Consider the following 22,379-nt stretch of genomic DNA (forward strand, 5'->3'; position numbering starts at 1 on the left):
TCGTGCCACCAGATTGGCGACAGATCTGCGCTCTCAGGCACCCCGGCCCGACGCAGCCAGACAACTCGCCCCGCAAACGCAAACGCAAATGAAAACGCGGCGCATCGAACCCGATGCACCGCGCGTCGCAACCGACAGTCCCGAAAGACCACCGGTCACGTGCCGTCAGCCTTCATCAATTCGACGTCACGAGGGAATCGGACGGCACGATGCGAAGCGCGCCCGGATTATCCGCCGCCGGGTTCGACCAGCGCAGGTGCATACTGGCCGGCCCCGTGCCGTGCACATACTCGACCTTGATCGACGCGCGCTGCTTCGCCGCCAGCCTGACCTTGCCGCTGACGGTCGATTGCGACGCGCTCTTCTTGTCGATCACCTTCACGCCATTGATCCACAGACGCGCCACGTTGTCGCTGTCGATCGAGAACGTGTAGTTGCCTTCCTTCGCCGCCTGGATCGCGCCGGTCCACCGCACGCCGTAGCCGGTCGCGTTGACGCCCGCGGAGGCGTCGGGCGAATCGGTGCCGCGCTCGGTGTTCAGATCGAAATCGATCATCGGCGTAATCGACGTCTTCACCGGGGCGCTCGCGAAGGTCGGATCGTTGTAGTAGCCGACCTGCAGCACCGGCAGCTTGACGTTGAAGCCGCCCGTCAACGCCTGGGTCTCCGACGTTTGCCACGGATGGCCGTCCGGATAGATCGTCCCCTGGAACGGCGTCGCCGGTTCGGCCGAGGCGGGCGCGCTCGGCACTTCACCCCAATGGAAGCGCGTGTTCGTGCGGCCGATCATCAGCTCCCACACGATGAAGCCGGTCGTCCCGCCGTAGTTCGCGACGATCCCCGGCATGGTTTGACCCGCAGTGCCCGTGAAGCCGCGTTGCAGCGTCTCCGAGTTCAGCGCGCTGACATTGCTGCCGTTCACCGGTGCGCCATACGGATTGCCGTACGGGTGGAACGCGTAGAAGTCCGAGAAATACGTGCCTTCATCCTCCTGCACTTGTGGCGAATTGATCGGCTGCGTCGCGCCCGCATTCAGGATCGCGATGCGCGCGTCGTTCATCATGACCGCGCGCGTGTTCTGCAGCGAGCCGTTGCCGCTGCAGCCCGGCTCGTTCATCGGCTCCCAGAAGATGATGCGCGGGTCGTTGCGGTGCGGCGCCACGAAGTCGGTGATGTAGCTCGCGAGGCTCTGCTTGTACGTGACGGCGGAATTGGACGCGCTCGGCTGGAAATACGCCTGTTCGACCGGCGTGCCCGGCGACTGCACCCACCGGCTGTTATGCACGCCCCAGACCGGCGCCGCCTGCGGACCGTACTGCGGCGTCGCGTTCCAGCAATCGTCGTAGAAGATCGGCGAGACCTTGATGCCGTGGCGCGCGGCAATCTTCAGCAGGTTTTCGAACTTGCTCAGGAATGCCACGCGATCGTTGGCCCACACGAGGTAGTGCAGGTACACGGCAATCGTGTTCATGCCGTAGGTCTGCGCGTATGTCAACTCGCGGTTGACGATCTCGGGGTCGTAGTTCTGCCAGAAGTCGATCGCGTTGACCGCGTTCGACGGCGTGTAGACCGCGCCGACCACCTTCGAAAAATCGAAGCTCGGCGAAGTCACGCCCGGATACGTGAGGATCGTGATGTTGCTGAACGTCGCGCCGACGCCAAAGCGCCGCAGCCCGAAGCTGCCCGACTTGAACACCGCGGGCAGGGCATTGGTCGCGTCGTTGACGCTGATCACGCGCTGGTTGTCGAGGTCGACGGTGATTGCCGTGCCGCTCGTCGTCACTTTCAGATGGTGCGTGCTGCCGCCGACGACCGTACTCACCGGGTATGAGATGAAGTTCGTCCAGTTGTTGTTCTGGCGTCCCACGACGACTGAGTGCGTGCCCGTATCGAGGCCGATGAAATAGCCGGTCAGGCTGTCGGGTCCGCCGGCCGTCGGGTTGGTCGTGCGCACGATGAAGCCTGCGTTCGCGGCGCCGCTGCCGACCGGCGCGCTGACCGTCACGTCCGCTTCGTACGACGCGGTGGCATAGGTGCTGGCGAGCGCGACGGTCTTGTCGCCGGCGCCGGTGCCGTTGGTGGCCGGCGCGGGAATCGTGATGCTCGCGTTGCTCGTGCCGGGGCGCCAGCCTTCGGTCGAGCCGGGCGCGAGGTAGTTCGTGAAATCGCCGAACGAGAGCGTGGTCGTGGAGACCGGCGTGGGCGGCGCTGGCGGGGTGTAGGGCGGCAGGTTGAGGGTGGGGTCGGCGATCACGAGCGGCGGTGTGGTCGTTTTCATCCCGAGCGGCACGCTCTTCGCGGCCTTGAATTCGCTCTGGACGTTCGCCGCGTCGGCCTGCGCCGCGGCGGAGGCCGCGGCTGCCGCCGAAGCCGATGAATCGACAGCGTTGACCTGCTTGTCCGCCGACGCGGACACATTCGGCGATCCGTCATTACCGCCGCAAGCGCCCAGCATGGCGAGCGTCGCCAGCACAAAGTAATTGCGCACCTTTATCTCCTGATGTCCCCGCTTAATTGATGGTCATAATTATTATTAAGTCTGCATACGGCCATGGATACTCGTGCCGGACGCATCGATGCGGAAATCGATATGAATAATATTATTAGTTTCGCCGGGCTGTATCAGTACATACCCGCAATTGTCGAATGAAGGCCGCCGGGGTACGCGCGAGGGGCAAAGGCCGCAGCTCATGCGCAATGGATTAACTGCGATCCTCACTCTCGATCGGTCACGAGGCAGCGGGCATAATCCGTTTTCCAGCCGCGCGCGAGCAACGCAATGTAGTGTTCGCGCGATCCGGCGATGCACTGCTTCGCTCGCACCAGGACAACTTATGCCGCCCTCCGTCGCGATTCGCCCGAGCGCCGTGCCGCTGCGCAGCGTGGCGCTGATCCTCCTCTCGATGTTCTGCTTCGCGGTCGTCGATGCGCTGGCCAAATCGGTGGCGCTCGCCTATCCGGCCAACGAGGTGACGTTCTTCCGCATGCTGTTCGGCCTGTTTCCGGCGGTGGCGGTGTGCCTGCGCGGCAAGCCGCTCGCCGCACGCCTGAGGCATATGGATGTGCGCGGGCAGACCATCCGCTCGCTGACCTTGCTCGGCGCATCGGGTCTGTTTTTCGCGGGCCTGCCGTACATGGCGCTCAGTGAAGCGGTGGCAATCGTGTATTCGGAGACCTTGCTGGTCATCGTGCTCGCGCCCCTGCTCCTGAAGGAAGCGCTCAAGCCGCGCGATGCGCTTGCGGCCGCAATCGGTTTTGTCGGCGTGCTGTTCGTCGTGCGCCCGGACGGTGCGCATTCGAGCTGGCTCGGTCCTGTTCTGCTGATTGCGAGCGCGTTGTTCGGCGCGCTGTCGATCATCCAGATCAAGCGCATTCGCGCCACCGACGATTCGGCCACCACCGTGCTGTACTTCACCGTAGTCGGCACGCTCGTCACGGGCGCGTCGCTGTTTTTCGCGTGGCGCACGCCGTCGTTCAACGCGCTCGCGGTGATGGCGCTGCTCGGCGCGTTCGCCACCGCCGGCCAGCTGCTGATGACGATGGCGTTCCGTCAGGCCGACGCCGGCGCGCTCGCGCCGTACAACTACACGAGCATCGTGTGGGCCGCGCTATTCGGCTATCTCGCGTGGGGCGAGACGATCGGCGCCATGTCGCTGTTCGGCATCGCGCTGATCGTCGGTAGTTCGATTGCGGTCGCCATGCGCAGGAAACCGGAAGAGGGGCCGCTCGCGTAGGCGTGCGCGGTTCTGCTCCCGTTCGGGCCGGGAACGGCTGGCGTTTGGTTCGGAGTCCAACATTCAATCGTCTTAGGAGAACTGCCTTTTCCCGCCATACGGCCTGCCTCATCCGCCGATTAGACATCCGCCCAACATAAACAGAAAATCGGATGCATCCAGTACGCGTGCGCTTTCGTACGTGGATTGACCGGTCGGAAGTTGCGACCGTGACGGCGGCATCCATCGTCTCGGTCGTCGCCGACCCGCTGATCAATCCGGGCGCGTCGCCCACGTCGTCATATGGCACGCGCGGCGTCATGTCCATCATTGGAAGGGGATACGTTGTGTACAGCGAACCTGGAAAGCTTGTGTTCACGGGCATCGTCATGGGCGTCCTTGCGATCGGCGCTTTTTTATACGTGTCGGAGTCTGAAGACGACGGGTCGCCGGTGGATCAACTCGACCTCGCAAGTCATGACGAGCTCCCATATTCCGCGCGCGGCGACCTCACGAGCGGAGCGGTCGCTTACGGCGCCGTCAAATCTCGCAGCGATTCCGCGGCGAGCGTAGCGGATCGTTTGAACTCGGCGCGCAGAAGTCTGCTGCGCGACGATGTTGCTGCCGCGCGCGCGCAACCGAATACGATACGTGCGGCGCGCGAGGATGACCGTGCGGTGGTCGAGGTAAAGAAGCGGGCGCAGGCGGATCAGGAGCGGCGTGCGCTGGCGGCATCGCAAGCAGAGAAGGCTGCGCGGACGGTGGAGAAAGCGGGGCGAACGCCGTCGCCTTCGCAGGTGAAAAGCGCTCATTCGCGCGATAGCCGCATGGCGACGCGCGCGCATTCGAATCATGTGCCGAGCTATACCCGGAACCCGCGCGCGGCCGAAATCGTGACGGCGGTTGCTGGCGGTTATAGCCCATGGAGTGGCCGCGGGTCGGCGGCGAGCGTGCCGCCTCATGCAAGCGAGTCGGCCGATGTGCCGCAGGCGATGCAAGCGGTGGAGAACACGCCCGCGACGCACGATGCGCCCACTGTGCCCGTCGCGCCGCTTGCGGAGGCGCCGTGGCGACAGCCGCAGTCGGATGTGCAACCCGCGCTGTCGGCACCGCAGACCGAACCGGTCGCGCAAGCCATCGTGCCGCCGCCAATGGTTCAGACCATGCGGTCAGGCGGCGATTTGTCGAAGCTCGACGGCGGACCGAAATCGCGTGCGCAAGTGCGGGGGGAGATCGTTCACGCACGCGAGGATGGCAGCCTTCCGCGTTCGGCAATCCCGACCCCGCCGGCCCGGGCGGCGCGCCGGATGTGACGGGTGCGCTGCGTCCCTGAATGCGGGCGCTGCGCGAGGCAGCGATTCGCATCGCGATGCCGGCATCGCTTCGCCAACGTGCGTCAAGGCACATGCCGGCCAGACACGATCGCAAGCTCCTAACCGGCGACGCTCAGCGCAGTGATTCGGCCAGCCGCGCGAAGGTCGGCTCGTCGGTGCGATCGAACGCGAGCGGGGTGACCGACACGCGGCCCGAGGCGACCACGGCGGTTTCGCTATCGTGATCGTTCGCACGCGTGCCGCGTTGAAAACGCAGCCAGTGATAAGCCATGCCGCGAGGGTCGACTTGCGGTAGCACGTCGATATCCTCGACGAGGCCGACGCCTTGCCGCGTTGGCGTGAGCGGACCAGCGGCGGCCGCGTCGACATCGGGGAAATTGATGTTCAGGCAGGTAGGCGCGGCATGCTCGATCGCGAGCAGCTGACGGATCACCCCGGGAGCGAGCGCGCGTGCGGTATCCCAGCGCACGCTGTCGCGATTGCCGAAGGTCTGGCTCAGCGCGAACGACGGCAGCCCGAGCAGCAGGCCGGTCATCGCCGCGCCGACGGTGCCCGAGAACATCGTTTCGACGCCGAGGTTGCCGCCGCGATTGATGCCGGAAAGAACCAGCGTGGGCGGCGCGTCGCGCATCAGATGGCGCACACCCATCACGACGCAGTCGCCAGGCGTGCCCGTCACGCCGAAACGCCGCTCGCCCTGACGGCTCACGCGCAACGGCGAATGCAGGCTGATCGAATGCGAGGTGCCGCTCTGATCGTGCTCGGGCGCGACCACCCAGACTTCGTGCGCGAGTTCGGCGGCCACGGCTTCGAGCACGGCGAGGCCGGGCGCGTCGATACCGTCGTCGTTCGTCAAAAGCACTCGCGGCACTTTGGATTCGTAGGGGGACATCGCAGCAAACTCCTCGTGGTGATAAGGAAATGGAAGGCTCATTATCGGGCTATCGGGGTTCGCCTGTCGCGCGCGGCGACGCGGCGCGCATTCGTTCTGGATATAGAGCGGCTATGCCAAGGTTTATTGGCGGGTTTTAAAATTAGCAAAGACTATTTGCTGTTCAGGCAATAATGATAGAAATGCTTGGCGATCCTGACATCTCATTACTTTCGGTTAAGATCGAAACTAAATGGAATGAAAAAGTAGGGGCGCGGCGCTGTGTCAGGCAGAAGAGGGGATGGCTTTGCGCCGTGCGAGACTTCGAGAAAAGCCGCCAAAAACCAGATGTTTTTTGGCAAGCTTTGAAGCGCTGCGCAGCTACTCCTGATTCCTGCACTATCCAAAAATGCTTGTCCTGGTCGGCGAAATAAACGGAAAGCAAAAAAACATCGAAGTCGTAAAAACACAACGCCGTAATTAACTGAAAAATAGTTTTTCAATTTGTCGGCTATTCTCCGCGCTCGATGGCATCCGCCATTCGAATCTGGAGAGAAATCAATGAAAAAATTCGTACTGTCGAGCCTCTCGCTCGCGCTCCTCGGCGCTGCGGGCGCCGCCCACGCACAAAACTCCGTCACGTTGTACGGCCTGATCGACACCGGTCTCACCTACACGAACAACTCCGGCGGCAGCAACAACTTCCAGCAGGCGAGCGGCCTGCTCAACGGCAATCGCTGGGGCCTGCGCGGTTCGGAAGATCTGGGCAACGGCCTGAAGGCGATCTTCGTGCTCGAAAGCGGCTTCAACCTGTCGACCGGCAAGATGGGCCAGAACAGCCGTATGTTCGGGCGCCAGTCGTTCGTCGGTCTGTCGAGCGATCAGTATGGCGCGGTGACCCTCGGCCGCCAGTACGACAGCGTGGTCGATTATCTCGGCCCGCTCGCGCTGAACGGCACGCAATACGGCGGCACGCTCGCCTCGCATCCGTACGACAACGACAACCTGAACAATTCGGTGCGTATCAACAACTCGGTCAAGTACCAGAGCGTCAATTACGGCGGCTTCAAGCTCGGCGCGCTGTACGGCTTTTCGAACGCGGCGGGCAGCTTTGCCGACAGCCGCGCCTATAGCGTCGGCGCGTCGTACACGTTCGGCGGCCTGAAGGCGGCGGTCGGTTATCTGCAACTGAATGGCGCGGGCTCGACTACCAATTCGAGCGGCGCAGTGGCCTCGGGCGACTCCACCTTCACGGCGGCGCGTCAGCGTACCTATGGCGCGGGTGTGAACTACGCGTTCGGCGCGGCGAATGTCGGCCTCGTGTTCACGCAGACGCAACTGAGCGACGCGAGCGCGATCGGCACGTCGGCATCGGGCACGACGAGCGGTCTGACGCTCAATGGCGGCAGCGCGCGTTTCACGAACTACGAACTGAACGGCCGTTACGCGTTGACGCCGGCGTGGACGGTGTCGGGCGCGTACACGTTCACCGACGCGCGTCTGAACGGCGCGAGCCCGAAGTACAACCAGGTCACGTTGCAGACCGACTACGCGTTGTCCAAGCGTACCGACGTCTATGCCGAGGCGGCTTATCAGCATGTCGGCAGCACGGGCAACTCGGGCGTCACGGCCGATATCGTCGGCGTGAGCGCATCGTCGACCGATACGCAGGTCGTCGGCACGGTGGGTATCCGTCATCGCTTCTAACCGGACGCTCTAGTAGCGTCACTGCGAGAAAGCCCGTCATTGACGGGCTTTTCTCACTTCTTCCTTGCGTCTTCTGATTTTGTTGCCGGGCGCGTACCATGCAGAGTGCTTCGTGCGCCGCCCCGACCCAACTTCGAGCCCGACCCGGCCACAAACGGACTTCGTCGGCGCGTGATCGGGCTGGCCGCGCGCGTTACCCATCACCTCGTGCCGGATGGACAGACATGCAGATAGAACCGTTTGAGATCGCCATTCCCGATCGTGATATCGACGATCTGCGCGAGCGCATTCGCGCCACGCGCTGGGCGCCTGGCACGCCGTCGCCTGCGTGGCAGCAAGGCGCCGACCCCGCGTGGTTGCGTGAACTGGCGGCATATTGGGCCGAACATTTCGACTGGCGCGAGGCCGAACGCAGGTTGAACCGGCAGACGCAGTTCATGACCGATATCGGCGGCCAGCGCGTGCACTTCGTTCATCGGCGTGGCGCGGGGCTCTCGCCCTATCCGCTGGTGATCACGCATGGCTGGCCCGGTTCGTTCTTCGAGTTTCACGCGTTGCTCGATCAGCTCTGCGACCCGGCCGCGTTCGGCGCCGATCCCGCCGACGCGTTCGATGTAGTCGTGCCGTCCCTGCCAGGCTTTGCGTTTTCGCCCGCGCCCGCGCAGCCGGGCACATCGGCGTTTCAGGTCGCGGACCTGTGGATGTCGCTGATGCGCGGTCTCGGCTACGAACGCTTTGGCGCTCAGGGTGGCGACCTCGGCGCGGGCGTGTCGATCGCGCTCGCCGCGCGGCATCCGCAATGTGTCGATGGCATTCATCTGAACTTCCTGCCTGGTTCATACGAGCCCGCGATCGGCGCGGCCCGGCGGCCGCTCACGCCCGACGAGGAAAAATTCCTGCGCGATAAAGCCGAATGGGCCGCGCTCGAAGGCGGTTATGCGCATATGCATGCCACCAAACCGCAGACGGCGGCCGCCTCGCTCAACGATTCACCGGTGGGGCTTGCCGCCTGGATCGGCGAAAAGTTTCGCGCGTGGAGTGATTGCGACGGCGATGTCGAGCGGGTGTTTTCGAAAGACGAGCTGCTCACCAACATCTCGCTCTACTGGCTCACGCAGAGCATCGGTTCGTCGATGCAGATGTATTGGGAGAACCGCTTGCAGCCGATGCGTTTTCTGGACGGGCAGCGGGTCGTGCCCCCGGTCGGCTATGCGCATTTTCCGAAGGAACTGAGCCATCCGCCGCGCAGCTGGCTCGAAAGAACCTTCGATGTGACGCAATGGACCGACATGCCGAGCGGCGGGCATTTCGCGGCAATGGAGAAACCTGATCTGCTTGCGACCGAGATCAGGCGGTTTTTCAGGCCGTTGCGGCAGAAGAGAAGCTAGCGAGGCGGCAGGCGTAAGTACGCCGCCTGCTTTGTCATCCGCGCACAATCAGGCATGAAAGCGCTGCACGAGGCTCACCGGCACCCCGCGCGCATCCGCATCCGGACTGCGACGCGGAACGCGTCACGCTGGACGACGTCGAAACGAACTCCGCAGTGCGCGCCGTCTCGCCAGGCAGGATCAGATGGCGGGGCGCTTTTGCGTTGCTGCGCGGTACATGCCGGTAAGCAGGTTACTAAGTCACCCTTATCAATTCGATCGACAAAATCTTCAACGACGTCAGCATGATGCAACGGCGCGTTGCTCGAAAAAGAGGCCCGCATGGCGAATTTCACGCAAGCGTTTCTGGCACCACCTGTGCGTCGCGTGGTGAAGCGTATCGTCAGGACGTCGAACGTCGAGCACCTCGCTCTCCGCCGGGGCGCTAAACGCGCGCCGTGCTTCACATTTTCACGTCGATGCGTCCGTAGACTCCGTTTGTTTCGTCATTCGGCCCGGCGGCGAAAAACAGTGTGTTGACCGGCTGATTGTCGAGCCCATTGCCGAACGCGATGCCCCACAAGCCGCTTTGTGAGAACGCCGAGCCGTTCGGCAGATTGACCGGGCCGCGCAACTGGCCGCTCGCGGGATCGAATGCGTTGATCGTTCCGTCGCCGAAGTTGCCGATCAGCACGTCACCGCTGAAGCGGCCGAAATTGGCCGGCGCTTGCGTCACGCCCCACGGCGCGTTTAGCGGGCCCGCCGAAGCGAAGCGTTGCATGAGATTGCCAGCCGTATCGAAGACATCGACGAATCCGAGGCCGGCGCCGTCGACGTTGTCGTGCGCGGCCGCATCCTGTTTCGCGTAAGTCACGAACAGCTTTGTGCCGATCGCCTGAATGCCGAACGGCGCGAAGCCGGCGGGCAACGTCGAGTCCTCAAACTTGCCCGGCATCGCTACCTTGGCGAAGCTGCGGTCGAACACGTCGATCCTGTTGTTGTGAAAGTCGGTCGCATAGAGGAAATTGGCGCCGCCGTTGTTCGCCAGGGCGAGTCCCTTATAGACCGCGCCGGCGCTGCCGCCGTCGAACATGACGAATGCGATGGTGGGCGCGACCGCGGGCGCCCACGCGGTGATCGTGCCGCCTTCACCCGCAAAGATGAATGCGCCGACGCCGGTTTTGCCACCTTGCGTGACGCTGAAATCGCTGGTGCCATTGAACACGATGCCGGTGGGACTGGCGGGTCCGGCGGTTCCATCCGGAATACTGACGACAAGCGATTGCGGCACGCCGTTGCCGTCATACAAGGTCGCCAGCGAGGTAGCGTTGTCGGCCACCCAGACAAAGCCCTTCGGGTTGAACGCGACGCCCCACGCGTTTTTCAGGTTTGAGTCCGTGTGCGCTGCCGCGACCGAGCCGTCGGACACCAGCATGGTCGAAACAAACGACTGCGTGCTGAGCGAATCGGAACTCCCTCCGCACGCGACAAGACTCGTCAACGCTGCGCCCCCCACGACGGCGCTCAATACCTTAAGCACGGACTTCATGGCTGCACCTCTCTGATGACCGACGGTCATTGCGCCTATTGAACGCATCGCGTCGCGGCTTTATTCCGCCGTTCAAAGGGATTTTTGAAGCCATCGGCGAGGCGTTGGCGCGAGCTGCGCGATACACGCGGTTGATATCTCGTGGCTGTTCACGATCGCCCACGCAAAAAAAACTTGACGCAGCGCGCCCACCGTTTATAGTTCACCATATGGTGAAGTCTCCAGTCAGTCAACTCGATCGCACTTTTTCCGCCCTCGTGGACCCCACGCGGCGGGCCATCCTCGCGCGTCTCGAGCGTGAGCCCGGCCTCTCGGTGACGGAAATCGCGCGTCCGCTGCCGCTCAAGCTGCCGGCGGTCATGAAGCATCTCGACGTGCTCAGCGACGCGGGTTTGATCGCTCGCACGAAGAGCGGCCGAACCGTGTCGGTCGAACTCGTCGCCGCGCCGATGGAAGAGGTGATGGCCTGGCTGCGGCGCTATGAACGTTTCTGGTCCGCGAGTCTCGACCGGCTCGCCGATTTTGTCGAAGGGGAAGAGCAATGATGGAAGAGAAGCCGAGCCTGACAATCGTGCGGCGCCTGAAGGCGCCCCCGGCGAAGGTCTACGCCGCATGGACGCGCCCCGAGTTGATGGCGCGCTGGTGGGGACCCGACGCCGGCCCGGTGCTGAGCGCCGAAGCCGATCCGCGCGTGGGCGGCCGCTTTCGCGTGGTGTTCCAGACGCTGGATGGCGCAACGCACGACTGCCACGGCGAATACCAGCAGGTGGAGGCGGATCGCAAGCTCGTCTTCACGTGGCAGTGGGTCACGCTGCCCGAGCGGCGCTCTCTCGTGACGATCCAGTTTCGGCCGATCGACGCAGGCACCGAAATGACCTTCACGCACGCGCAATTCTTCGACGAAGCCGCGCGCGACGGTCATCAGGCCGGCTGGAGCGGTGCATTCGAGAAGCTGGACAGTCTCATCGCCGAACTGGAAAGCGCAGTCGATAGCGATTGAAGCTACTGCTTGCCCAACCCGCCCGATGGCTTCTGTTCTGGACAGGCACCCGCAAGCGTGCCGTCATGCAAAGCATTTCGTTTGCGAATCGAATGTAGCGGAGCCTGACCTTTAGCCGGCGCGTTTTGCTGCGAAGGTGCGGCCCGTAGTGCCTAGGGAAGACCATGGCAAATGCGGTAACCAACCGGGAGTCACCATGAGCTTTATTTTTGCCCTGCTCCAGAAGATCAGCGATCTCTTTGCGTCACCCCATCTGCCGCTGGATTCGGACTACTCGTTCGAGGCGCGTAGCCGAGAATCGAAGCGCATGCGTAGGGCACTCGCTACGTTGTTCCGCATCGAGCAGAGCGACAAAAACTAGTTGAACCGGCGCAGGCGCGGACCACCGCGTGAAGGGGCGCACTTCAGGTGCGCAACATCGGTTACATCCATGATGTGCATACCGAGGTAGAACATGAAGCTCTACTATGCCGAAACGCTCGCACCCCGCAAGGCATGCGCGGTTGCCAGATACTTAGGGTTGCCAATCGACTATGCGTTCGTCGATCTGCGAAAGGGCGAGCAAACGCGTCCCGACTATCTCGCGATCAACCCGAACGGCAAGGTGCCGAGCCTCGTCGACGGCGAGAAAAATCTCTGGGAAGCCGACGCGATCATCTGCCATCTCGCGCAGCGTGCGGAATCGGAACTCTGGCCACGCAGCGTGCAGCAGCAGATCGACGTGGTGCGCTGGCTGAGCTGGAACAGCCAGCACCTGTACCGGCAGGGAGGATCGCTTTATTTCGAGCATCTGGTCAAACCGTGGATCGGGCTCGGCGAGCCCGAACCGTCGACGGTCGCGCAAGCTCAGGGATTTTTTCGGCAGCACGCGAGCCTGCTTGATGAGCATCTCAAGGGACGTAAGTGGCTCCTCGGAAACGACCTGTCGATCGCGGATTTTTCCGTTGCGGTGACGCTGCCGTACGCGAAAAGCGCCGCGATGCCAGTGGACGAATTTCCGGAGGTGCAGCGCTGGCACGATCAGTTGAACGCATTCGACGCATGGCGTAATCCGTTTCCCGCACGGCCTGCGCATGCCGCGACACAGGCGTGAATGCTCGATCATGTGTTGCGCGATGCTCGCCCTGACGATGACGCTGCTGACCGGCTGGCGAAGCGTTTCGCGCACGCTCGACGGCCGCGGCGCACGAGTGCGCCGGACGGCGATCGTGGTCATCGCAATCGGCGCGGCCACCGGGTCTGCGATGGTGACGGATCGGTTCGCGGCGGCCGGTCAAGCGCTGTCGTGGCTCACGCGATCAGACGGCATGCCGATCTGCGGTGAGCATTTCATCCGGTAGCGGCTGGGGCTGACGCGTTGCAAAAGGAGAGGTTTTGCATAGCGAGCAGTGCGCAAGCCGCACGGCGCGGTTCGAGCGCCCTTCGATCCGAACACGTCTTGCCGAATTGCCGTATCGTACGAGCTCACGCGTCTGGTTGCGGATCGAGGGTACGTCATGGCACTTTCGTCGAAAAACGATGGACGCCGCATCGACAGGCGCCGGTTTCTGCGCGCGGCGAGCGGTGCAGCAATCGGCCTGCCGGTTTCGCTTTCGGTGCCACGACTGGCCTCTGCGCAATTGCAAGCTCAACCGCAAACCCAATCCGAACCCGCCACGCCGCTGCCGCGCATGGCGCAACGCGTGATTCCCTCAACGGGCGAACGTCTGCCGGTGGTGGGCTGTGGCACCTGGCGCACCTTCGATGTCGGCGACGACCCCGCCGCGCGCGCACGACTCGCCGACGTGCTGCGTATCCTGTTCGAAGCAGGCGGTTCGGTCATCGACTCGTCGCCGATGTACGGCTCGTCGGAAGTCGTGGCCGGCGCGCTGCTCACACAGCTCGGCGCACACGACAAAGCCTTCGTCGCGACCAAAGTCTGGACCGAAGGGCGCGACGCAGGCATCGCGCAGATGGAAGAATCGCTGCGCCGGTTTCAGCAGCCGCGCATCGATCTGATGCAGGTTCATAACCTGCTCGACTGGCGCACGCAACTCGCGACGCTGCGTGACTGGAAAGAGCGCGGCCGGATTCGCTACATCGGCATGACGCACTACACGTCGAGCGCATTCGGGGAAGTCGCGTCCGTGATGCGCAGCGAAAAGCCCGACTTCGTGCAGATCAACTACGCGGCCGACGACCGCGCCGCCGAAGCGCGCATCCTGCCGCTCGCGGCGGAGCTGGGCATCGGCGTGGTGATCAATCAGCCGTTTGGCGGAGGCGGCTTGCTCGCGCGGGTCGTCAAAACGCCGTTGCCCGCATGGGCGGCGGAAATCGGCTGCACGAGCTGGGCGCAAATTCTCCTGAAGTTCGTGCTCGCGCATCCGGCGGTGACGGTGGTCATTCCGGGCACAGGCCGTCCGCAATACATGGCCGACAATGTGCGGGCTGGTTCGGGGCCGTTGCCCGACGAGGCGATGCGCGCACGGATTGTCGCGGCGGTGAACGGCTAACGAGCCGCTTTCGTCTGATACGGCCGTGAACTCAATAGCTAGTTAAAATTAAAATCCATTCGAATGGCTATCCGCAATGGCGCCGCGCCTTAGCACAATGGCGCGGCAGAGAAAAATAAAATTTCCCGTAGTAATTCTCTAAATCTTATTTCCGGGCACGTTTAACTTCGCCGAATATCCCTTCCATTCGAAGGGCATACACGAAGCACGTCCACAGGAAAGATTGTGAAAGGAAGTTGACACGGGAACGTTTGCCAAACTAGTCTACGCACTGTCGTCCAAGCCGACCTCGATTGGCTCACCCGCCTGCAGATGCAGGTGTGACGTCGCTTTGCCGGTTCGGCCAGGCGTCGCATGGATGTCCTGCCAGGCGATTCAGGCAGTCGATTTGAAAGCATTGTAATAAATAGGGCGTTCAATTAAAAATCAGCCACGAGTGCTGAGGCTTCAACACGCCTATTCATTCTCACTAGCAATCCGGTGCTAGTGCGGGAGACCTTTTTCGCTGAAAAAAAACAGAGAAACACAGCATAAGCACTCAACGCACTTTCTTTAAGCCGATATTGTCAGTCGAGGATTAAAATGCGTATAAATTTCCGATTACAGATACAGTGCCTGACGCTAGCCGGAATTGTTGTTCTGGCGGGCTGCGGCGGCAGTGACGGCTCGTCCGCCCTATCGAGCAAGTCCGCGCAGACGCCGGCGGCCGCTTCCGATCCCGCGCTCGCGCCGCCGGCCGCGCCCCCCGTCGCCAATACATCGATCGACAAAACCGTGCCGCCAGTCGAATTGCCCGACACGGTCACGCCGGTCAACTACAAGCTCTGGTTCCGTCCGAACCCGGCGCTGTCTTCGTTCGACGGCCGCGCGGACGTGCAGATCAAGGTGCTGAAGGCGGTCAACGCCATCACGATCGCCGGGCATCGCATCAAGTTCACCAACGGCACGATCACACTTCAGCCGGGCAACATCCCGTTGATCGCCACGCCGCAGGACGACGGCGATTTCTATCAACTGCGCCCGGTGAGCGGCCAGATCGCCGCGGGCAATTACTCGCTGCACATGGAGTGGAGCGGCATCATCAACTTCAAGACCTATGACGACCCGGTCGCAAAGACCGGCGGCAGCTGCGGCGACGATTCTTATCCGGGATGCTCCGCGGCCGAAGGCGTGTTCCGCGTCGATCTGAAGTCGACGGACGGCACCACGAGCGGCGCGATTCTCACGCAAGGCGAATCGAACCTCGCGCGACAATGGTTCCCGGGTTGGGACGAACCGGCTTTCCGTCCGACCTACGAGGTGAGCGCGGAAGTCCCGCAGAACTGGAACGTCGTATCGAACGCGGCCGAGAAGCCGGCAGTGAACGTGGATAGCGGCTACAAGCTGGTGTCGTTCGAAAAGACGCCGCCGATGCCGTCGTATCTGCTCTTTTTCGGCGGCGGTCAGTTCGACATTCTCGAAGACGATTTCACGAGCCCGCTGCCCGACGGCAAAGGCCTGCATCTGCGCATCTTCACGCCGCCCGGCATGCGTGACTGGGCCAAGCCCGCGATGCAGCAGACCAAGCAGGCACTCGACTACTACTATCGTTACACCGGCATCGCGCTGCCGCTCACCAAGTTCGACACGATCGCCGCCAACGACGCGTTCAAGGAGCAGAAGGACCTGAACTTCGGCGGCATGGAGAACTGGGGGGCGATTCTCGAATTCGCCGACGACATCCTGCCAGCGCCGGGCACCTCGATGTCCGACTACGGCGTGACCGTGCTCACGCACGAAGCCGCGCACCAGTGGTTCGGCGATCTGGTCACGCTCGACTGGTGGGACGACGTGTGGCTCAACGAATCGTTCGCGACGTTCTTCGAGAACAAGACCAAGGTGCGCTTCTTCCCGGACCGCTTCAGCTGGGTCGACGACGTGAAGAACAAGTACGCGGTAATCAACGCCGATCTGAAGTCCACTGCGTTCCCGGTACAGCCGAACTTCAACGGCTGGGCGTCGAACGACTTCGTGCTGAGCGCGAGCGCGTTCACGTACGACAAGGGCGGCCACGTGCTGAAGATGATTGAGAACTATCTCGGCGAGGACACGATGCGTAAAGGTTTGCAGTCGTATCTGGCCGACTACTCGCTCGGCAACGTCACGCCGAGGCGCCTGTGGGACGAACTGGCGAAAGCGAGCGGCGAGCCGATGGTAGCGATCGGCGACAGCTTCGTGCGGCAAACCGGTGTGCCGCTGATCTCGCTCGACACGCAGTGCGACCTGACGACGAACCAGACCGTGGTCACGCTCAAACAGTCGCCGTTCCCGAATCAGAACGCGTATCCGGGCACGCAGTGGACGATTCCGTTGACGCTCGCGTACGGCGACGGGCTGACCTCACGCAAGATGATCGCGATGAAGGACATGCAGACCCAGGTCCGTCTGAACGGCTGTTCCGCGGTGCTTGCCGATCCGAGCGGGCTCGACTACTACGTGACCAACTACAGCAACAACGCGTGGAGCCAGTTGCTCGCGCAGGGGAGCGCGCTACAGGACCCGGTGCTGCTCGCCAGTCTGCAACTCGAAGCGAAGCTGCTCGTGACCAACGGGCTGGCTGACCCGTCGCGCCAAACCAGCATCGGCTCGCTCAGTCCGGCGCTCACGCCGCTCGCGCGTCAGTTGTTGAGCACGGTGCCGACGACGCAATCGCTGCGTCCGGCGATCCGTTATCAGGGCAAGCTCAAGCAGAAGCAGCAGGCGCAGTGACATAGTGGATGGCAGTCCGGCGGCCCACATCGCGGGATCATGCGATGCGGGCCGTTTTTTTTGAGGGCGACCGCACGACCCAGGAATAAATCCGGCGCAACATCAGTCATGCCTCATGAACCGAGTCGCAAAAGGCCGCCGCGCGAGTGCGCGGCGCGCCCGCGAATCCTTATCGTGAGGTCACCATGTCGTCACATCATCCCATCGATCCGGCGCGTCGCGGCGCGCTGAAATGTCTTGCATTCGGCGGCTTGGGCACCGTGTTCATGCTGGCGGGCGGCGTGCTCATGCCGGTGGAGCTGGCGCTCGCCGCTGATGGCAAGACCCCGGCGGCCGCAATGGGCACGCCGCTCTTTCTGCAGATCAGCGACACGCATATCGGCTTCAACAAGGAAGCCAATCCGGACGTGGCGGGCACGCTGAAGCAGACCATCGAGTTCGTCAATGCGATGCCGCTCAAGCCCGCTCTGACCATCCATACCGGCGACATCACGCATCTGTCGAAAGCGTCGGAGTTCGATCTCGCGGCGCAGCTGATGTCGGGTCTGAGCATCACTGAACTTCACACCGTACCCGGCGAGCACGACGTAACCGACGGCCCGGGCGCCGAATACTTCAGGCGATTCGGCCAGGCGTCGGACAACCGCGGCTATTACAGCTTCGACCACCAGGGCGTGCATTTCGTCGGCCTCGTCAACGTGATGCACTTCAAGCCGAACGGCCTCGGCGCTCTCGGCGACGAGCAGCTCGCCTGGCTCGAAAACGATCTCAAAGGACGCTCGTCGAGCACGCCGATCGTCGTGTTCGCGCACATGCCGATGTGGACCATCTACGAGCCGTGGGGCTGGGGCACCGGCGACGCCGGCGCGGCGATGAGCCATCTGAAGCGCTTCGGCTCGGTGACGGTGCTCAACGGGCACATTCACCAGATCGTATCGAAGGTGGAAGGCAACATCACCTTCCACACCGCGCGTTCGACCGCCTATCCGCAGCCGAGCGCCGGCAACGGCGAGGGCCCTGGGCCGCTGAAAGTGGCCAGCGATCGGCTTCCCAGCATGCTCGGCGTCACCAGCGTCAGCATCGCGCAACATCCGCTGAAGGCGACGCTCGCCGATGTGACGCTGGTTTAAAGCTCAATTCGTTTCACGCACGGAATTCACTCAGGAGATCAGTCATGCAAACGAATCGGCCAGGCCGCACGCTTTCGATTCTGTTCGGCAGCGCCGCGTTGATCGTGGCGTCGGCGGGGTTTTATGCTGCGCACGCCGAAACGCCCGGCACAGTGGTCATCAAGAACTTCATGTTTTCGCCGATGGCGCTCACGGTCAAGGCCGGCTCGACCGTGACCTGGAAGAACCTGGATGGCGAGCCGCACACGGTCGTCAACGATGCCGGCATGTTTCGTTCTGCGGCGCTCGATCAGAACGACTCGTATCAGTTCAAGTTCGACAAACCCGGCGTCTACAACGTGTTTTGCGGTATCCATCCGAACATGAAAGAGACGATCACCGTGCAGTGACCGCAGCGAGCGAGGGGCGGGTGTTCAGGCGGTATGCAGCTCACTGAGACGGCAAAGCAGAATGCCGTAGCCGGTCAGATGGCCGAGATACACACTCGTGAAGACGGTGGAACCCGGCAGGTCTTCGATCAGATGCCGCAGTTCTTCCATGTGCAGCGGCGGCATCGACAGCCGCGGTCGTTCCTCGCGCAGGTCCGCCGCTTCGGCCAGTTGCCGGTGCGCCGCGACCAGCTTGCCGAGGCGTTCGAGGAAAGCTTCGCGCCACGATGCATCGAGTGCGGCGAACTGATCGTGGAACGTGTTCAAGGTCTCCAGAAAGTTGACGAGAGAATCGAAGACTTCCTGATAGCACGCGAACAGCGGCAGCCGGGCCCGATTGCGTTTCAGATGCGGCGAGACCCATGCCTGCTCGATATCCGTTTTCAACAGCTGGTGCGCCTGTTTGAGGTTGGTGCTCAGCGCGCGCAGACTGGCGGTCGCGGGTTTGATCTGCGCGCGCTCCAGCTTGCCCGCGGCCAGTTGCGCAAAGGTGTCGGTGGACTGCGCGTTGCCGTCGTTCACGAGCGTGTTGGCCCAGTAGCCGTGATCGGGCGGGAAGGCCACCTGCTGGAGGATGAAGCCGAGCAGCATGCCCAGCACCACACCGATCAGACGTTGCTCGAGCAGCGGAAGATGCTCGCCGGTGTAGAGCACGAGTGTCATGGGCACCGTGACGCTGGTCATCTGGAACAGCGACGGCCTGAGTCCGATGATGCCGAAGATCACCACCGGCAGCAGCAACGCGCCCAGCCAGAGGTGCGGTGCGGTCAGCCAGATCAGCAAGGTGCCCAGCGGCATGGCGACGACGTTGGATAGCACCCGCTTGTAGAAATAGCTTCTGGCCGCCGAAATCGAGCTTCCCAGCGCCAGCGTCAGCATGGCCGAACCGGCGAGCGAGACGGCGGCGTCGGGATAACCGAGCAGCGAAGGGATGAAAAAGCCGATCCAGAGGCCCAGCGTCAGCTTCGTGTATTTCGCCGTTTCGGACAAAGAGAAGCGCGCGAAGGCGCGGCGAAACGGCGTGAGCGGCTTGTGGGTGTAGACGTTGGACATGTCGTGGGTGGACCGATGACGTTAAGCCCGATGCGGTAACAGGTGGACGTGACCTTACCACTGCCTTCGAACTATGGCGGGAATCAGAACAGCAGCAGGTGCGCAAGGCGAGACGTGGCGTGCGGCGCGTTTCAAACGGCGCACGCGCGGCGCACTACGATGGTCTGATGGGCGTGGTTGTTGCGTGACAGAGGCGACGAAAGCTGGCTGCTTTACAGACCTTCGGCAGACGCTTGCGCGAATGCTTGCGCAGACGACAGTCCGGGATCATCGGAGGGCGCCTGCGCCATGCGCTCTTGTACCTTTTACCAGTTCAACGCTGCGAGCATGGCCTGGCGCAGCGGCGTTTAAAGCGGCGGCGCCGTGTTGTCGATGGGTAAGGAGCGGCGTACATTCTGTCCTTGCATCGACCTTGCGACGTCGTGTGATCGAAGTCTGATGATGGCTTGCGAGCCAGCAGTGGGACGTACTCCGGAGCAATTGCGATGGCTAACGATTCCGACTTGCCTCAGTCCGAAGCAGAGGGCCAGGATCGTCGTTTCGACATCCGCGGCGCGCACCGGACGAGTGCCCCGCCGGCCGGCTTCGGCCGATTCGCGCTTTGCATCGCGGCTGCCGGCGCATTGGCGTGCGGCGTGCTGGCCACGGTCGCTTACGGCGTCTGGTTCAATCAAGATCAGCAGGCGTATGCCGAGGCCATCGCAAGCGCGCGGCAGGCGCTCGGGATGCCGGTCTCGTCGTCGCTCGTCGCGTCAGGCGCGGCGGCCAGTCCGATGAAACCCGTCGCGTTGATTGAGCGGGCAGTGTCGCCGGCTGAGCCGGGCGTTGCTGCGACGCACGCCAAAACGACGGCGCCGGCCACGACCGAAGCCATCGGGGCCGCGGCGCCCACCTTGAATGCACCGGCGACGAGGAAGCCGTCCGGCAGCGAGGCGATCGCGAGCGAGCCTTCAAGTAGTCGGGCATCGCCGTTATCGGACGGCGAGCAGGGCAGCCAGCAGGCGGTCTGGTGGGGACAGGTCGCGCCGGCCCCGGCTGAGCCTGATCCCCGCACCGTCGTTCTCGCCGACGCCACTCCGCGTACGTCACACTCACCGTCACCGTCATTGCGTCCGGCCCGCCGCATCAATAACTCAGCCGGTCGCGCCGCGCAACAGTCCGCGGCGGCACGCTCAGGCAAGGAGGCGCGGACCGCGCAAGCCGAGCGCCGCGCTTCCGCGCCCGACGCGAAACACAAGGACAGCCTGTTCGCGCGCATGGGGCAGTTCTTTCGACGCGTGGACTACCGGCAACATGACGCCGGACGTCAGCAGCAAGATCTCTACTCGCGTCCGTGAGCCGCTCGGAAGCCGGCGCGCGGATCGCGAAGGTGTGCCGGCGATGCGCTTCAGACCGGGTCCCGCGACGGTCGCCGTGGCGTCGCTGCTGTGTCTGCTCATCGGCTTGCTGTACCTGGCGATGCAGATCAGGACGGTCTTTTCCGATCAGCTGAAACAGGAGTACGCCAGCCTCGTGCTCGATGCGGCTGTCCATGCGCAAAGCGCGCGCGAGCACGTCGGCATGTGGCAGCGTGTGCCGGCCGACCGTCCCGCCGACGCGCAGAACGACGGGCGGGCGCGCGCCGAACTCGCGCAACGCCTCACGTCGCTCGCGGCGCTGGTCAACGCGAGTCCGTCGACCGCGCCCCACATTCCGCCCGCTATGCTGAGCCCGGAAGCCAGCCTCGACGACACCGACGCGTTACTGCGCAATGTCTCGACGTATTGGCGCGTGCAACGCGACGCCGACAGCGCCGACCTGCGCGTGCGAATCACTCACGTCGCGCGCACATTGATCGCGCTGGCAGCGCTGCTGTTCTGCATGCTGATCACGGCGGTAGGCATGTACGCCCGACGCAATCGCCAGTTGGCGGGGCAGTCGCATGAGTTCGAGCATGCGTCGCTGCATGATTCGATGACCGGCCTGCCGAACCGGCGCAAGCTGCTGGCCGAGCTGGACGAAGCCGCGGCCCGGGGGCGCGCGACGTCCACGGCTCACCGGCTTGCGGTACTGTACATCGACCTGGACGGGTTCAAGCAGGTCAACGATTCGCTCGGGCATCGCGCGGGCGATGAATTTCTGATCGCGGTGTCAATGCGCTTTCGCGAATCGGTGCGCAAGACCGATCTCGTCGCGCGGATTGGTGGCGACGAATTCGCGGTCCTCGTACGCACGTTCGCGAGCGACGCGGAGCTTGCCGAGATCGCGCGGCGGCTGATCGGCTGCGTGGTGCGCACCGATGAGCAGAGCGGCATCGGGGTAGTGCGCGCGAGCATCGGCATCGCGAGCTTTCCGGAACCGGTGGATGACTATCGCCGCCTCGTCGCCGCTGCCGATGACGCCATGTATCAGGTCAAGCGCAGCGGCAAGAATGGCTACGCATTCGTGGCGCCGGCGGGACGGGCGGCTGTCTCGTGAGTGTGTTTCATGAGCTTGGCGGCGCAGTGATGAGCGTTGCCTCGGCGGGGAGCTTCCCTGCGCGCCGCGCCAGTTCGTCGAGCACTTCCTGACGCCGCTCATCGGGCATGCTCTTCCATTCGCGGATTTCCGCGCGGGTACGCAGGCAGCCGACGCAGAACCCCGAATTGCCGTCGATTCTGCAAACGTCGACGCACGGTGACTGGATTGCCATGTTCAGATTTTCACTTCCGGTGAATCGAGCTCGATGGTCGTGTATGAACGGCCGTCGGATCGTTATATCAAAGCGTGATAGAAAGCGCGAGCCGCGGCGGGCGGGACCGGCCGCCGCGCGGCCGAGGTCGTGCATCGACGACGGGGGCGACGAGTATATCCAATCCGCCAGCAAGGCGAACGCACGCGACGCTTTGTTTCGTGTTAAAAAAACGTAGCCCGCCGAGACGGCACGCGTTGCCTTGGCGGGTTTCGTTATTCCGGCATCATCCGCAGCGGAAGGGGCAATGTCCAGATATTCGTCGATGCGCGCCGTC

The 22,379-nt window shown here is 63.2% G+C and carries 20 protein-coding genes; 15 read left to right on the forward strand and 5 right to left on the reverse strand.

Annotated elements, in window-relative coordinates:
- Positions 1-175: 175 nt before the first annotated feature.
- A complete protein-coding gene (locus CIC12_RS11080) occupies positions 176-2,488 on the reverse strand; it encodes a PA14 domain-containing protein (protein WP_342030523.1) in 2,313 nt (770 codons plus the stop codon).
- A 346-nt stretch (positions 2,489-2,834) separates the two neighbouring features.
- Between CIC12_RS11080 and CIC12_RS11085 the strand changes: the two genes are divergently transcribed.
- Entirely contained in the window at positions 2,835-3,734 is a 900-nt protein-coding gene (locus CIC12_RS11085; protein WP_168664157.1) for a DMT family transporter, read from the forward strand.
- Positions 3,735-3,943: 209 nt separating this feature from the next.
- On the forward strand, positions 3,944-5,026 hold the full coding sequence (locus CIC12_RS11090) for a hypothetical protein (RefSeq protein ID WP_168664158.1): 1,083 nt from the start codon (positions 3,944-3,946) through the stop codon (positions 5,024-5,026).
- A gap of 133 nt (positions 5,027-5,159) precedes the next feature.
- Here CIC12_RS11090 and surE read toward each other — a convergent pair whose 3' ends face one another.
- Entirely contained in the window at positions 5,160-5,939 is a 780-nt protein-coding gene (gene surE, locus CIC12_RS11095) for a 5'/3'-nucleotidase SurE (RefSeq protein WP_168664159.1), read from the reverse strand.
- A gap of 540 nt (positions 5,940-6,479) precedes the next feature.
- On the opposite strand from surE, the gene CIC12_RS11100 reads away from it, so the two are divergent.
- Both CIC12_RS11100 and CIC12_RS11105 read left to right on the forward strand, forming a co-directional pair.
- Complete coding sequence (locus tag CIC12_RS11100; RefSeq protein WP_168664160.1) at positions 6,480-7,625, forward strand: porin; 1,146 nt, start codon at positions 6,480-6,482, stop codon at positions 7,623-7,625.
- 224 nt (positions 7,626-7,849) lie between these two features.
- Positions 7,850-9,013, forward strand: a complete 1,164-nt coding sequence (locus CIC12_RS11105; protein ID WP_168664161.1) for an epoxide hydrolase family protein — start codon at positions 7,850-7,852, stop codon at positions 9,011-9,013.
- A gap of 442 nt (positions 9,014-9,455) precedes the next feature.
- Here CIC12_RS11105 and CIC12_RS11110 read toward each other — a convergent pair whose 3' ends face one another.
- Positions 9,456-10,541, reverse strand: a complete 1,086-nt coding sequence (locus CIC12_RS11110; RefSeq protein ID WP_168664162.1) for a TIGR03118 family protein — start codon at positions 10,539-10,541, stop codon at positions 9,456-9,458.
- A gap of 209 nt (positions 10,542-10,750) precedes the next feature.
- Here CIC12_RS11110 and CIC12_RS11115 point away from each other — a divergent pair, with 209 nt between their 5' ends.
- The 9 genes from CIC12_RS11115 to CIC12_RS11155 all read left to right on the forward strand — a co-directional run bounded on the left by CIC12_RS11115 (position 10,751) and on the right by CIC12_RS11155 (position 18,300).
- Entirely contained in the window at positions 10,751-11,086 is a 336-nt protein-coding gene (locus tag CIC12_RS11115) for an ArsR/SmtB family transcription factor (RefSeq protein WP_168664163.1), read from the forward strand.
- Entirely contained in the window at positions 11,083-11,541 is a 459-nt protein-coding gene (locus tag CIC12_RS11120; protein WP_446727998.1) for an SRPBCC family protein, read from the forward strand. The genes CIC12_RS11115 and CIC12_RS11120 overlap by 4 nt, the downstream gene beginning before the upstream one ends.
- 196 nt (positions 11,542-11,737) lie before the next feature.
- Positions 11,738-11,902 (forward strand): hypothetical protein, encoded by a 165-nt coding sequence (locus CIC12_RS11125; RefSeq protein ID WP_168664164.1) that lies wholly within the window; start codon positions 11,738-11,740, stop codon positions 11,900-11,902.
- Between the two features lie 93 nt (positions 11,903-11,995).
- On the forward strand, positions 11,996-12,634 hold the full coding sequence (locus CIC12_RS11130; protein ID WP_168664165.1) for a glutathione S-transferase family protein: 639 nt from the start codon (positions 11,996-11,998) through the stop codon (positions 12,632-12,634).
- 22 nt (positions 12,635-12,656) lie between these two features.
- Positions 12,657-12,881: a hypothetical protein gene (locus CIC12_RS11135; protein ID WP_168664166.1), complete on the forward strand. Its 225-nt coding sequence runs from the start codon at positions 12,657-12,659 to the stop codon at positions 12,879-12,881.
- 156 nt (positions 12,882-13,037) lie between these two features.
- Complete coding sequence (locus CIC12_RS11140) at positions 13,038-14,033, forward strand: aldo/keto reductase (RefSeq protein ID WP_168664167.1); 996 nt, start codon at positions 13,038-13,040, stop codon at positions 14,031-14,033.
- A 582-nt stretch (positions 14,034-14,615) separates the two neighbouring features.
- Positions 14,616-16,781: a M1 family metallopeptidase gene (locus tag CIC12_RS11145; RefSeq protein WP_168664168.1), complete on the forward strand. Its 2,166-nt coding sequence runs from the start codon at positions 14,616-14,618 to the stop codon at positions 16,779-16,781.
- A 185-nt stretch (positions 16,782-16,966) separates the two neighbouring features.
- Complete coding sequence (locus CIC12_RS11150) at positions 16,967-17,911, forward strand: metallophosphoesterase family protein (RefSeq protein WP_168664169.1); 945 nt, start codon at positions 16,967-16,969, stop codon at positions 17,909-17,911.
- Positions 17,912-17,955: 44 nt separating this feature from the next.
- Positions 17,956-18,300: a cupredoxin domain-containing protein gene (locus CIC12_RS11155; RefSeq protein WP_168664170.1), complete on the forward strand. Its 345-nt coding sequence runs from the start codon at positions 17,956-17,958 to the stop codon at positions 18,298-18,300.
- A gap of 24 nt (positions 18,301-18,324) precedes the next feature.
- Here the strand turns inward: CIC12_RS11155 and CIC12_RS11160 are convergent, their stop codons facing one another.
- Positions 18,325-19,392, reverse strand: coding sequence for an aromatic acid exporter family protein (locus CIC12_RS11160; RefSeq protein ID WP_168664171.1), 1,068 nt, complete (start codon positions 19,390-19,392; stop codon positions 18,325-18,327).
- A gap of 635 nt (positions 19,393-20,027) precedes the next feature.
- Here CIC12_RS11160 and CIC12_RS11165 point away from each other — a divergent pair.
- Together CIC12_RS11165 and CIC12_RS11170 are read left to right on the forward strand one after the other, a co-directional pair.
- Positions 20,028-20,729 carry a hypothetical protein gene (locus CIC12_RS11165; protein WP_342030524.1) on the forward strand — a complete coding sequence of 234 codons (702 nt, stop codon included), beginning with the start codon at positions 20,028-20,030 and terminating at the stop codon, positions 20,727-20,729.
- Positions 20,730-20,772: 43 nt separating this feature from the next.
- Positions 20,773-21,849 (forward strand): diguanylate cyclase domain-containing protein, encoded by a 1,077-nt coding sequence (locus tag CIC12_RS11170; RefSeq protein ID WP_238812525.1) that lies wholly within the window; start codon positions 20,773-20,775, stop codon positions 21,847-21,849.
- 7 nt (positions 21,850-21,856) lie between these two features.
- On the opposite strand, the gene CIC12_RS33755 is transcribed toward CIC12_RS11170, so the two are convergent.
- The coding region (locus CIC12_RS33755; protein ID WP_342030525.1) for a DUF1289 domain-containing protein at positions 21,857-22,379 on the reverse strand (523 nt) is incomplete at its 5' end.

The sequence above is a fragment of the Paraburkholderia sp. SG-MS1 genome, assembly GCF_012275575.1.
GTDB lineage: Bacteria > Pseudomonadota > Gammaproteobacteria > Burkholderiales > Burkholderiaceae > Paraburkholderia.

What these genes read in the sequence shown, in the direction of transcription:
- CIC12_RS11150 (WP_168664169.1), top strand. Translation starts at nt 16,967, where the DNA reads ATGTCGTCACATCATCCCATCGATCCGGCGCGTCGCGGCGCGCTGAAA.
- CIC12_RS11110 (WP_168664162.1), bottom strand. Translation starts at nt 10,541, where the DNA reads ATGAAGTCCGTGCTTAAGGTATTGAGCGCCGTCGTGGGGGGCGCAGCG.
- CIC12_RS11130 (WP_168664165.1), top strand. Translation starts at nt 11,996, where the DNA reads ATGAAGCTCTACTATGCCGAAACGCTCGCACCCCGCAAGGCATGCGCG.
- surE (WP_168664159.1), bottom strand. Translation starts at nt 5,939, where the DNA reads ATGTCCCCCTACGAATCCAAAGTGCCGCGAGTGCTTTTGACGAACGAC.
- CIC12_RS11115 (WP_168664163.1), top strand. Translation starts at nt 10,751, where the DNA reads ATGGTGAAGTCTCCAGTCAGTCAACTCGATCGCACTTTTTCCGCCCTC.
- CIC12_RS11170 (WP_238812525.1), top strand. Translation starts at nt 20,773, where the DNA reads ATGCGCTTCAGACCGGGTCCCGCGACGGTCGCCGTGGCGTCGCTGCTG.
- CIC12_RS11105 (WP_168664161.1), top strand. Translation starts at nt 7,850, where the DNA reads ATGCAGATAGAACCGTTTGAGATCGCCATTCCCGATCGTGATATCGAC.
- CIC12_RS11125 (WP_168664164.1), top strand. Translation starts at nt 11,738, where the DNA reads ATGAGCTTTATTTTTGCCCTGCTCCAGAAGATCAGCGATCTCTTTGCG.
- CIC12_RS11135 (WP_168664166.1), top strand. Translation starts at nt 12,657, where the DNA reads ATGCTCGCCCTGACGATGACGCTGCTGACCGGCTGGCGAAGCGTTTCG.
- CIC12_RS11155 (WP_168664170.1), top strand. Translation starts at nt 17,956, where the DNA reads ATGCAAACGAATCGGCCAGGCCGCACGCTTTCGATTCTGTTCGGCAGC.
- CIC12_RS11100 (WP_168664160.1), top strand. Translation starts at nt 6,480, where the DNA reads ATGAAAAAATTCGTACTGTCGAGCCTCTCGCTCGCGCTCCTCGGCGCT.
- CIC12_RS11160 (WP_168664171.1), bottom strand. Translation starts at nt 19,392, where the DNA reads ATGTCCAACGTCTACACCCACAAGCCGCTCACGCCGTTTCGCCGCGCC.
- CIC12_RS11140 (WP_168664167.1), top strand. Translation starts at nt 13,038, where the DNA reads ATGGCACTTTCGTCGAAAAACGATGGACGCCGCATCGACAGGCGCCGG.
- CIC12_RS11120 (WP_446727998.1), top strand. Translation starts at nt 11,083, where the DNA reads ATGATGGAAGAGAAGCCGAGCCTGACAATCGTGCGGCGCCTGAAGGCG.
- CIC12_RS11145 (WP_168664168.1), top strand. Translation starts at nt 14,616, where the DNA reads ATGCGTATAAATTTCCGATTACAGATACAGTGCCTGACGCTAGCCGGA.
- CIC12_RS11085 (WP_168664157.1), top strand. Translation starts at nt 2,835, where the DNA reads ATGCCGCCCTCCGTCGCGATTCGCCCGAGCGCCGTGCCGCTGCGCAGC.